This window comes from Glutamicibacter sp. NPDC087673, assembly GCF_044743255.1.
Lineage (GTDB): Bacteria > Actinomycetota > Actinomycetes > Actinomycetales > Micrococcaceae > Glutamicibacter.
In genome coordinates this window covers 1-11,516 of record NZ_JBIUWB010000004.1, presented here as the reverse complement: position 1 = coordinate 11,516, position 11,516 = coordinate 1, and the positions used below count along the sequence as shown (strand labels likewise).

Genomic DNA, 11,516 nt, shown 5'->3' with positions numbered 1-11,516 from the left:
TTAGTTCGCACGGTGTTTTTTGAAGACGCATAAAGCACCTCGGCTGAGTGCGGAAACCTGCTGATGATCCAGTAGCTTCGACGCCTAACTGTGTAACTCCACCGAGACGAATGTGCATGCAGCGCGCCAGCCGGTTAATCTCAATGCATGAACAATTTCATCGTCACCCTATCTTGCATCGACCGTCCCGGCATCGTCCATGCCATTTCCGGGGGTCTACTGGGTGCCGGTTGCAATATCACCGAGTCCCAGCAGTTCCTCTCGCCCGAAACCGGCACCTTCTTCATGCGCATCGAGGTAGCCACCGAGCAGTCCCTGGAACAGATCCGCGCAGGACTCGCGCCCATCCGCGACGATTTCCACATGTCCCTCCGTGTGGACGATGGCGCCAAGCGCACCCGCACCATGATCATGTGCTCCAAGGCCGGGCATGCGCTCAACGACCTGTTATTCGCCCAGCGTGCTGGCACCTTGCCCATCGATGTGCCGGTGATCGTCTCCAACCACCTGGATCTCAAGCCGATGGCCGACTTCTACGGGGTGGACTTCGTGCACCTGCCGGTGACCAAGGAGAACAAGTCCCAGGCCGAGGCTGAGCTGCTCAAGCTCGCCGAAGATTACAACATCGAGCTGGTGGTGCTTGCCCGCTACATGCAGATCCTTTCGGATTCGCTCTGCGAGCGCATGGAAGGCCGGGTCATCAACATCCACCACTCCTTCCTGCCCTCCTTCAAGGGCGCCAAGCCGTACCACCAGGCCTACGCCCGCGGCGTGAAGCTGATCGGTGCCACCGCGCACTACGTCACCGCGGACCTCGATGAAGGTCCGATCATCGACCAGGAAGTCACCCACGTCTCGCACACGCGCACCGCCGAGCAGCTCGTTGAGCTGGGCCGCAGCGTGGAAGGCCGGACACTGACCCGCGCGGTGCAGTGGCATGCCGAGCACCGGGTGATGCTCGACGGCCAGCGCACCATCGTGTTCTCGTAACTCGCACCGTGCCCCCGCGACAATTAGAGTGGGTGGCATGAGCCACATTATTACTATTGCAGGGTCGACCCCACAGGTCGGCGAGAACGTTTTTGTCGCACCCACCGCAGTGTTGAGCGGGGACGTGGCCTTGGCCGATCGTTCCAGCGCTTTCTACGGGGTTTCCGTGCGCGGCGATTCGGCGCCGATTCGCGTGGGTGAAGGCACCAACTTGCAGGACAACGTCGTGCTTCACGCCGATGAAGGTTTTCCTTGCACCCTGGGTGCGGGCATCTCGGTGGGCCACTCGGCTGTGGTGCACGGCGCCACCGTAGGTGACGGCTGCCTTGTGGGCATGAGCGCGACCATCATGAATGGCGCGGTGATTGGCGAGCTGTCGCTGGTTGCTGCAGGTGCATTGGTGCTGGAAGGCACCCAGGTTCCGCCGCGTTCCCTCGTTGCAGGTGTTCCGGCCAAGGTCCGCCGCGAACTGAGCGATGAAGAAGTCGCCGGGTTGAAGACCAACGCTGATCACTATCTCGTGCTGGCAGCCAAGCATCTGGAAGCCAACGCCTAGAGTTTGCGAGGTCCTGGAAGCGCACTGCTTCCAGGACCTTTCGCTTTAAGCCTTGTGCGTGCTGCTCATGGCTCGGCGATTTCGACGTCCAGCAACCCAGCACGCCACTTCACCGTGGTCTCCTCCGCCAACGCTTCGGCCTCCAACCCTTCGGCCGGAGTCATGAAATAGGTGTTGATCCGCAACTTCTGCTCCGGATCCAACTCCGGCGGCAACAGCACCATCGGCCGGCTCCCAGGGATCTTCACCGCCTGGAACAACCCGCAATGCCTGGCCGTATGGTGAATCAAGCAATTCAACACCGCAGACTTGATATCAGTGCGCCCGCCCTTCTCCCACGGATCCAGATGATCCGCCTCGCACCGCTGCGCAGGCATGCTGCACCCGGGATAGGAACAGCCTCGATAGGCTGCCCGCAGGGCTCGGACTTGGGCCTTGGTGAATAGCCGCTGCGTTCGTCCGAGATCCAAGGGCAGGCTCTTGCCGTTCAGCACCACCGGGAGAATCCCGGCATTGCACAGTGCGGTCCTGGTTTCCCCCGGGGATAACAGAATCCCCGAGGAAGTCACAGCGAAATCCTCGGTTCGCTGCTGCAATTTATCCCAATCCAAGATGACGCTCACCTGCGCACTGGCAAGTCCTGATTGCTGTTCCGGCGGGCCTCCGCTGGGTTTCCGTTCGCTCATCAGCAAGGCCATGAAACCAACGAGCCGTCTTCGCTCGGGTTTCAGGTCGTCCCATTCAGCGTTGGCCTGCTTCGCTTCGGCGGAAGCAACTTCTGGCTGGAGATCATCATTTTCGCCCTGGAGATCCTCGTCTTCCGAGTCGAGATCTCCAATGTCCTCCGTCGCTTCGTCACCCGGTCCGTCTTTTGCCCAGTCGGGTTTGCTTTCTTCATCGTCCCAGCCGCTGGTTTCCTCACCGGTGAACTGGGCATCGACGTCTTTCAAGCCCGCGCGGTTGCCGGCAACGGTGGAAGGATTATCCAGATTGGCGAAGTAGGCCTCGATGTATGCGGCATGCGATGGGAGAACACGAATGATGTATTCAACCAGCCCTTTGCGCATACCGCGCTTGAAGATTCCGATTCCGTCGAGCAGAGCCTTGAGCGGGCGCTGGCCCGCTTTGATCTGCGAGACCATGTCGTTGATGTGCTTGCGCGCTGACTTGGGCTCTGAACGCAGGAAGGCTGCGGATTCTGCCTGGAGCTGCTGCTTCTTCGCCTCTGCGGCTTTGCCTTCGCCCAGATCCTTGCGGAGCGAATGCAGCTTCATTGCCGCCGAGGCAACCAGCCGCGGATCAATGCTCGGGTCGTCGAACTGCGTAGCAAGCTCCGGCAGCCACGGATCAGTCGGTTGTCCTGCCTCGTCCGTGCCGCCAAGCAGGCAGTCGGCCTGCACCAGGCGGGCGGCGGCGGTGCTGCGCGGGATATCCAGCCAGCCGGTCATCAGTCCTTTGGCATCCTTGAAATGCGTGCGCGCTGTCGTGGTGCGCCCCTTCGCGGCTTCGATTTGCTCGACGGTGGGGTGGGCCCCGAGATCGGAGATGGCCTGGAAGGATTCCTGGTCGAGCTTGTGGGCGCCGGTACGCCGCAGGGCAGCTGCCGCGTGGACCTGGGTCCGGGCGAGAGATTGGGACGTGTCTTCAGCGAGCATCGAAAAATAGGCGGCCTGGCCGGCGGTGAGGCCGCCTTGGGCCAGGACATGGGTCGCTGAAGCGGCCAACGCGTTGGCGTCGGCCAGGTCCTTCAGCGCTTGCGCGATTTCTCTGCTCATGGGTACACCATGCCCCGCAGAAATGGATCTGCAGGGCATGCGTGTACGGGCTGTGGACAAGTCTAGTTGCCGGCTTCAACCGGCAGCCAGAGCTCGCAGGTCGCGGTGCTGAAGTCCGGGGCCCGATCGAGCACGGCGACAATGGACGGCCCCACGCGCAAACGCCACGGATTGGACGGGAACCACGCGGTAGCGGTGGCGGCGTAGAGGTCCTGCAACGCCGACGGGTAGGGGCCCGAAACGCTGAAGACCGCCCACTGGCCAGCAGGAACCTGAATCGCGTCCAGGCCCTTCGGCACCTGGATGCCACCGGGTACGGCGACACCGTGCAGGTAGGTCAGCTCGCTGCCTTCGCGGTAATCGGGGTCCACCTGTGCGCTGACCTGCAGCAAACCGGCAGGTTGCGCGGAAGACAGCTCCTTGAGCCGAGCGTGCTCGGCTATCGGGATGGAGGCGATGTGGGCTTGGATGTGCGGGTTGGCACCGTTGTGAATCAGCGGTACCTGCGTGGCGTATCCAATGAGCTGGAATTCTTCTCGATCAACTATTCGTGCATCCATGGGACGATTCCCTTCGACGGTCAGGCTGAACCTGATGATTGGTTGGCTTCGAAGGGGGCCACCATTCTCGCGGACATCGGCCACGGACGCGCCATGCACCGCTCGGAAGGCCCGGCCGAATGCTTCGGCCGAACCATAGCCGTAACGGATCGCGATGCTCAGCAGGTCCTGACCGGCAAGCAGATCCGCGGCGGCCTGGGTCATGCGGCGCCGGCGGATGTACTCGGAGACCGGCATGCCGGACAGCGAGGAGAACATCCGTCGCACATGGTATTCCGTCGTACCTTCGGCGTGCACCAAGTCAGCGAGGTTGATCTCGGCGCGTAGCTGAGCCTCGATTTGCTCGATGAGCCGATTGAGAATTCCGATCATGATTCCACCCTTCCCCAACTACTATTCTTCAGGGTAGGGGCACGCCGCCCGATAATCGCGGTTCGAAGCGATCAGGCGTTTTCCAGAGTCTTTTCACATACCCGGGCGACGACCGGTTTGGACGCCGCGCGGGCCGCGGACAGGCCGCGTTCCAGATCGGCAATCAGGTCGTCGGCTTCTTCGATGCCCACCGAGAGGCGGACCAGGTTGGCCGGGATTTCCAGCGGGGTGCCGATCAGCGAAGCATGGGTCATTTCGCGCGGATAGCAGACCAGGGACTCCACCCCGCCCAGGGACACCGAGAGCTGGAAGTACTCCATGGATTGGGCGAAGGCGCGGGCGGCGGCTTCATCGGAGAGTTGCAATGAGAGGATCCCGCCAAAGCCGCGGCCGGCCGCGGACTGGGACTTGGCCAGCTCGTGGCCCGGATGGCGTTCCAGCCCCGGGTAGTAGACGCGGGTGACTTCGGGCTGGTCATCGAGCCAGCGGGCCAGGGTGGAGGCGGTAGCCCCGTGGCGTTCCATGCGCAGGCCCAGGGTTTTCAGCCCGCGGGCGGCCAGGTAGGAATCCTGCGGACCGGAGACCGCGCCCCCGGCGAACTGCTGGTAGCCCACCGCTTCGGCCAGGCTCTGCCCGCGGTGCAGGTGGTCGGCCACGATGACGGCCCCGCCGAGCACGTCGGAGTGCCCGCCGATGTACTTGGTGGTGGAATGGACCACCGCGTGGGCGCCGAAATCCAGCGGCCGCTGCAGGTACGGGGTGGCGAAGGTGTTGTCCACCACCAGCAGGGCGCCGTGCTCGCGGGCGATGGCAGCCCAGCCGGCCAGATCGGCGATGCCCAGCAGCGGGTTGGACGGGGTTTCCACCCAGAGCAGCGCGGTGTTCGGGCGCACCGCCGCGCGCACCGCGTCCAGGTTGGTGATGTCTACCGCTGACGAGGTGATCCCCCATTTGCGGTGCAGCTTGGAGATCAGCCGGTTGGTGCCGCCGTAGCCGTCGGCGCCCAGGATGATGTGGTCGCCTGGCGCCAGCACCGCGCGCAGCAGTGCGTCTTCGGCGGCGATGCCCGAAGCGAAGGAGAAGCCGGCGGTGCCGCCTTCCAGCGCGGTGAGCTGGGATTCGAACCCGTTGCGGGTCGGGTTGGAGCCGCGCGAGTACTCGTGCCCGGCACGCAGCACGTTGATGCCGTCCTGGATGAAGGTGCTGGTCTGGTAGATCGGCGGGATCACCGCACCGGTGTGCGGATCCTTGTGCTGGCCGGCGTGCACGGCGAGGGTGTTGAAGCCGCTCATGCGAAACTCGCTTCCTTGGTGTCGGCGGTGGCCTGGGTTGCGGCCAATGCAAGATCCAGCGATTGGGTGATATCTGCTAGCAGGTCGGCGGGGTCTTCCAATCCCACCGACAGGCGCAGGGTGGAGGTGTTCAGGCCCGCGGCGGCCAGCTGCTGCTCCGAGAGCCGGCAGTGCGTCATGGTGGCTGGGTGGGAGACCATGGTGCGGGTGTCCCCCACATTCGCGGCCAGGGAAATCAGCTTGAGCCCGTCGATTACCGGGGAAACCAGCGATGGGTGGGCCAGCTCGATGGCCAGCACGCAGCCGGTGCCCTTGGGCGTGAGCGTCTGGGCCAGCTGGTGGCTGGGGTGGCCGGGCAGGGACGGGTGGTGGATGGCCGCGATGCCAGGGTGGGAAGCCAGAGTGCCGATCAGCGTGGTGACGCTGCGCTGCACGTGGGCGGCGCGCACCGGCAGGGTCTCGATGCCGGCCAGGATGCCCTGGGCGCTGGCCGGGGCCAGGGTCGGGCCCAAGTCGTGCAGGAACTTGGAACGCACCAGCATCGCGTAGGCGGCCGGCCCGTGGCGCTCAAGCAGCGAGGTGTTGTTCAGCCGCACCCGCGGGGCGGCGATCTGCGGCCAGCGGGCGGCATCGGAGAAGTCGAATTTCCCCGAGTCCACCACGACGCCACCGAGCACCGAGCCGTGTCCGGCCAGGCCCTTGGTGGCCGAGTGCACCACGATGTCGGCACCCAAATCCAGCGGACGCACATTCAGCGGGGTGGCCAGGGTGTTATCCACGACCACCGGGATGTTGTAATCGTGGGCGATGGCCGCGATGGCGGGCAGATCGGCCACGGTGCACAGCGGGTTGGAGACGGACTCCAGGAAGAACGCCCGGGTGTCCGACTCAATGGCAGCGGCCCAGGCGGACGGATCGGCCTGGTCGACAAAGCTGATGCGGATGCCGAAGTCCGCGAAGGTGTCGGTGAACAGGTCCACGGTACCGCCGTAGAGCGAGGAGGAGGCCACGATGTGCTTGGGTCCCTGGGTCAGGGCGAGCAGGGACAGGGCCACGGCGGCCTGCCCGGTGGCGGTGGCTACCGCGTGGGCTCCGCCTTCCAGGGCGGCCACGCGCTGTTCCAGGATGGACACGGTCGGGTTGCCGGTGCGCGAGTAGGTGAATCCGGCCTGGCGCAAGGCGAATTTCTCGACCGCTTCGGCATGCGATGCGAATTGGTAGGCCGCGGAATTGTGCAGTGGCGGCAGCATCGGGCGGAACTCTCCGCTCGGGCGGTACCCTGCGTGGACCGCGTCGGTTTCCTGGCTCATGGCTCCTCCTCGATTCTCTGCGAGGGAGTGCACCGATTGGCATCGTGCGGCGGCACGATGCTACGCAATAACGCGTTCGGAACTGCTCCATCGTTCCTGGCGGTAGCACCTTTCGGATTCCCGATGGTTGCTGCGGCGTCTCCGAGCCAGATCTCTCGGCCGCTCTTGATGGGTTGTTCTTCCATGGTTGGCTATCCGCCGCAAACGGTGCAAGCGGTATCCGGCGCCCGGCTTCATACAAGGCCGCTGCGCTTCATATGTCGTCGCCTTGTCATGATGACGCGGGGGCCTGAACCCTTTTGTGAAGCGAGCTTTTGAGCGGAATCGGCGTGATGTAGAGGTTTTTCTGGAAGTTTGTGACGATGCGCCGGTGCTCCATGACCGGCGGTTACGCTGCTGGCGGTTCAGCCGAGCACTTCTACCCCGAAGCTGGCGACCACGGTGCGCACTTCTTGCAGGTAGCGCTGGGCCTGGTCGGTGAGCGGGATGGCGGCGTGGTCGATCCAGCCGATTTCGATGCGCTCCTCGATGGCCAGCGGGATGGCGACGATGGAGGGATCCAGCTCGTCGCTGATGATGCCGGTGGAGATCGTGTACCCGCCCAAGCCGATCATGAGGTTGAAGATGGTGGCGCGGTCCGAGACCTGGATTTCGCGTTGGCTGGAGCGCGTGGAGAGCACCTCCTCGGCGAAGTAGAAGGAATTATTCGCGCCCTGGTCGAAGGTCAGCCGGGGCAGGTCTTCGAGGTCTTCGAGCGTGACCTGTTCACGAGTGGCCAGCGGGTTGCTGCGCGAGATGAAGATATGCGGATCGGCCAGGAACAGCGGGTGGAAGACCAGCCGGGATTCGCGCAGCAGCTTGTCGATGACCTTCCGGTTGAAGTCACTGCGGTACAGGATCCCGATGTCGCTGCGCAGCGTGCGCACGTCCTCGATGATCTGTTCGGTGCGGGTCTCGCGCAGCGAAAACTGGTACTCGTCGGCCCCGCTGGCCTGCACCATCCGCACGAAGGCATCCACCGAAAAGGAGTAGTGCTGGGTGGAGACGCCCAGCAGCCGCCGGGCCGAGGGGCGGCCGAGATATCGATGCTCAAGAAGCTCCACCTGCTCGAGCACCTGCCGGGCGTAGCCGAGGAATTCTGCGCCTTCGGCGGTGAGCGTTACTCCCCTGGCCGAACGCATCAGCAAGGTGCGCCCCACCCGTGATTCAAGCTCTTTCATCGCTGAGGACATGCTGGGCTGCGCGACGTAAATGAGGTCGGCGGCAGCCGAGATCGACCCCTCCGAGGCGACCGCCACGAAATAGCGAAGTTGCTGCAGCGTCAAGCCATTTGTTCCCTGAACCATAGCCAGAGTCTATATGAATCCATAGTTATATCGAGTTACCCGATATCAAGAATCACCCTGCATGATTGACGCATCGACTTCCCCTCGGCCCACTACGGCCCCCAAAGAAACAGATTGGCCATCATGGCAGACGCGTTGACCTTCAGCATTAGCACCACCAGATTCGACGAGAATTACACCCCTTCAGCAAATTCGCGCACCACCACGAACTTCGCCAATTTGGCACGCGGAGAACGCCGCGCAGAGAACCTGAACAATGCTTTAACAATGATCAACCGCCGCTTCAATTCCTTGGCTCACTGGGACAATCCCCAGGGTGACCGCTATGCGCTGGAATTGGAAATCATTTCTGCCAACGTGCATTTCACTGCCGATAATAACGACCAGAAATTTCCCCTTTTAGAAGTCCTTGAAACCACGATCGTGGATAACCTCCTAGGCACTCGAACCCAGGGAATAGTCGGCAATAATTTTTCGTCGTACGTCCGCGACTATGATTTCAGTGTGGTGCTTCCTGCGCAGAGTCGTGGCGCCGGCACCCCAGTTCTTCCCGAAGATTTTGGCGATCTCCACGGGCAACTTTTCCAGCACTTCCTTAAGTCGCAAGCCTATGGTCAGCGTTTTGAGCAGCTACCGGTGATCTGCATCAGCGTCTCTACCTCCAAGACCTATTTCCGCACGGGCAACAGCCATCCGGTGCTCGGTTTGGAGTACCAGCAGGATGAAAATTCATTAACCGACGCGTACTTCGGAAAAATGGGTTTGAGCGTGCGCTACTTCATGCCGCCGGGTGCCGTGGCTCCGCTGGCGTTCTACTTCCGCGGTGACCTGCTCAACGATTACACCAATCTGCAGTTGATCAGCCTGATCAGCACCATGGAGACCTTCCAGAAGATCTACCGTCCGGAAATCTACAACGCCAACTCGGCAGCGCCTGCTGTGTATCACCCGAGCCTTGGAGCCGAAGATTTCTCCCCCACCCGCGTTTTTTATGACCGCGAAGAACGAACCCAGCTAGGCAAGATCCAAGGGAAATTCACCGAAGAGCATTTCATTATTCCGAATCGCGAACTGCTCGAATCCTGGGCTGCCAACTGTGCAGTCCCCACCGCCTAATCAATTATCTTAGGAATCCGAAGGACCAATTATGACCAATTCCCTGCTTCCAACCTCTATCGTTGGCTCCCTGCCCAAGCCTTCATGGCTTTCTGAAACCGAGACCCTGTGGTCTCCGTGGAAGCTGGAAGGAACGGCGCTGGCCGAGGGCAAGCAGGACGCGATGCGTGCCGCGGTGCTGGAGCAGACCCGCCGCGGCATCGACATCATTTCCGACGGGGAGCAAACTCGCCAGCACTTCGTGACCACCTTCATTGAGCACCTGTCAGGGGTTGACTTCGAGAACAAGCAGACCGTGTTGATCCGCGACCGCTACGAGGCCAACGTGCCCAGCGTTGTCGGCGCGGTGGAACGCAAAGCCCCGGTCTTCGTAGAAGATGCAAAGTTCCTGCGCACACTGACCGACCGACAGATCAAGTGGACACTGCCCGGTCCGATGACCATGGTGGACACCCTGCACGACGGCTACTACGGCAGCCGCGAAAAGCTGGCCTGGAAGTTCGCGTCCATCCTGAACCAGGAAGCCAAGGAATTGGAAGCCGCAGGGGTGGATGTCATCCAGTTCGACGAACCTGCCTTCAACGTCTTCTTCGACGAGGTGGCCGACTGGGGCGTGGCCGCTCTGGAACGCGCCTGCGAAGGATTGAAGGCTGAGACCGTGGCACATATTTGTTTCGGCTACGGCATCAAGGCAAACAATGACTGGAAAGCAACTCTGGGCACCCAGTGGCGCCACTACGAGAAGTCCTTCCCGCTCTTGCAGGCTTCCTCCATCGACACCGTTTCGCTGGAATCCCACCACTCGAACGTGCCGCTGGAGGTCGTCGAGTTGGTGCGCGGAAAGCGGGTCATGCTCGGCGCGATTGATGTAGCCAACCCGCAGATCGAGACCCCGGAAGCTGTGGCTGAAACTCTGCGCAAGGCGCTGGCATACATGGATGCAGACAAGCTGATCCCGAGCACCAACTGCGGCATGGCGCCATTCCCCCGCCACGTCGCTCTGGCCAAGCTGAGCACGCTGAGCGCCGGTGCCGCTGTGCTGCGCGAGGAGCTTGTGGGTGCCAGCTTCTGAGACTGCGCTAGTCACGGGAGTGCCAGCACTGTCTGGCAACGCCGTCGTTCATATCTTGAAATGGAGGACCTCGATGTGACCAAGCCGGGCTCGGTCAACAGCGTCGACCGATTCCCCAGACTTTGGTCGCGATCGCAGTCAGTGCCGCATTCAACGACCGAGCTTGAGCCTGGGCGATTTTAGAAAGTATCGCATAAACCTTCCGGAAGTTTTTTACAAATGAATGGGACAATGCCTAAATCAATATACGTATAACATAGTCAAATCTCATTAACGGTCGTTTTTGACACACCACGCAACCGGGTTGGCCGGAAATCTTCGACAGTTGAAAAATCAACAGATTCTCAAGGGCAGTTCGTCGCAAAACTCCGTACCACAAACTATGTGTCGAATCATTACCTATTTCACGAGTATTGATACTTCTTCCGCCATGGGCCGCCTCCGCAGCTTTATCCGAACCGTCTTTGGCAAGCAAGACGTGCGAATTCACCTTAACTGACGCTCCTGAGAGACTTGAAAGGACTCGGGGCTATGGACCACTTCTTAACTTGGCGGCGCGACACCGGCCCTTTTCCATAACGATGCTTCCATTCTGTAGCAACTTACCTACCCATACAGCAAGAGCCTCCCACCATCCGCCGCATTTGTAACACCGGCTTAGACAGCAGAAGCAAAACGATTGCATGAGTGCAAGCCAGAGATTGTGCACTTCAAGTTCACCCACTTAATTCGGCTTTCGGGCGTTTGTCGCCTTCTGAGTTCCCGATCTAGAGACCGATCGATTCCCTGGCCTCAATAATTGGTTGAATCTGATTATCATCAAGCGTGCGCTTCAAGGCAGCAAGTAACTCGTCTAGGTCATGAGTAATACCGTAAATATCCCTCCTTGTATGGCGAATCCGATGCGCATAATGACCGACCAAATCACTCCCATATTCCGAGATAACTGCATCAGGAAAATCCCATCGACAATGCCGAGTATCAAAACCAACCTCGTGAGGCTCATACATCTCAATCGCCTCAGGGACGCCGTGAACCGTCCCTGATTTGATGCCGCTGTCTTTCGAGAGAAAGATAGCAACCATGCCCAAGAAATACCCTGCCGAAGTTCGTGAACGCGCCGTAGC

At 61.2% G+C, this 11,516-nt stretch carries 10 protein-coding genes and 1 riboswitch; of the genes, 4 read left to right on the top strand and 6 right to left on the bottom strand.

Annotated elements, in window-relative coordinates; all coding sequences use genetic code 11:
- The first annotated feature begins 147 nt into the window (after positions 1 to 147).
- Positions 148 to 990 carry a formyltetrahydrofolate deformylase gene (purU, locus tag ACIOTL_RS10275; RefSeq protein ID WP_400342512.1) on the top strand — a complete coding sequence of 281 codons (843 nt, stop codon included), beginning with the start codon at positions 148 to 150 and terminating at the stop codon, positions 988 to 990.
- Positions 991 to 1,027: 37 nt separating this feature from the next.
- Positions 1,028 to 1,546 carry a gamma carbonic anhydrase family protein gene (locus ACIOTL_RS10270; RefSeq protein WP_400342510.1) on the top strand — a complete coding sequence of 173 codons (519 nt, stop codon included), beginning with the start codon at positions 1,028 to 1,030 and terminating at the stop codon, positions 1,544 to 1,546.
- Positions 1,547 to 1,611: 65 nt separating this feature from the next.
- Here the strand turns inward: ACIOTL_RS10270 and ACIOTL_RS10265 are convergent, their stop codons facing one another.
- From ACIOTL_RS10265 to ACIOTL_RS10245, 5 genes are all read right to left on the bottom strand, one after another.
- Positions 1,612 to 3,321, bottom strand: coding sequence for a DUF222 domain-containing protein (locus ACIOTL_RS10265; protein WP_400342508.1), 1,710 nt, complete (start codon positions 3,319 to 3,321; stop codon positions 1,612 to 1,614).
- Positions 3,322 to 3,383: 62 nt separating this feature from the next.
- Entirely contained in the window at positions 3,384 to 4,253 is an 870-nt protein-coding gene (locus ACIOTL_RS10260; protein ID WP_400342506.1) for a GyrI-like domain-containing protein, read from the bottom strand.
- Positions 4,254 to 4,324: 71 nt separating this feature from the next.
- Entirely contained in the window at positions 4,325 to 5,545 is a 1,221-nt protein-coding gene (locus ACIOTL_RS10255; RefSeq protein ID WP_400342504.1) for a cystathionine gamma-synthase, read from the bottom strand.
- The gene (locus ACIOTL_RS10250) at positions 5,542 to 6,855 is read right to left on the bottom strand and encodes an O-acetylhomoserine aminocarboxypropyltransferase/cysteine synthase family protein (RefSeq protein WP_400342502.1); all 1,314 of its coding nucleotides are present in this window, start codon (positions 6,853 to 6,855) and stop codon (positions 5,542 to 5,544) included. Before ACIOTL_RS10250 ends, ACIOTL_RS10255 begins: the two co-directional genes overlap by 4 nt.
- 84 nt (positions 6,856 to 6,939) lie before the next feature.
- A riboswitch (SAM riboswitch) is annotated at positions 6,940 to 7,030 on the bottom strand.
- A gap of 229 nt (positions 7,031 to 7,259) precedes the next feature.
- Positions 7,260 to 8,201: a LysR family transcriptional regulator gene (locus ACIOTL_RS10245; protein ID WP_400342500.1), complete on the bottom strand. Its 942-nt coding sequence runs from the start codon at positions 8,199 to 8,201 to the stop codon at positions 7,260 to 7,262.
- A gap of 123 nt (positions 8,202 to 8,324) precedes the next feature.
- Between ACIOTL_RS10245 and ACIOTL_RS10240 the strand changes: the two genes are divergently transcribed.
- Both ACIOTL_RS10240 and ACIOTL_RS10235 read left to right on the top strand, forming a co-directional pair.
- On the top strand, positions 8,325 to 9,317 hold the full coding sequence (locus tag ACIOTL_RS10240; protein ID WP_400342498.1) for a DUF1852 domain-containing protein: 993 nt from the start codon (positions 8,325 to 8,327) through the stop codon (positions 9,315 to 9,317).
- A gap of 31 nt (positions 9,318 to 9,348) precedes the next feature.
- Entirely contained in the window at positions 9,349 to 10,389 is a 1,041-nt protein-coding gene (locus ACIOTL_RS10235) for a methionine synthase (protein WP_400342496.1), read from the top strand.
- 767 nt (positions 10,390 to 11,156) lie between these two features.
- Here ACIOTL_RS10235 and ACIOTL_RS10230 read toward each other — a convergent pair.
- On the bottom strand, positions 11,157 to 11,516 hold a 360-nt coding region (locus tag ACIOTL_RS10230), incomplete at its 5' end, for a hypothetical protein (RefSeq protein WP_400342494.1).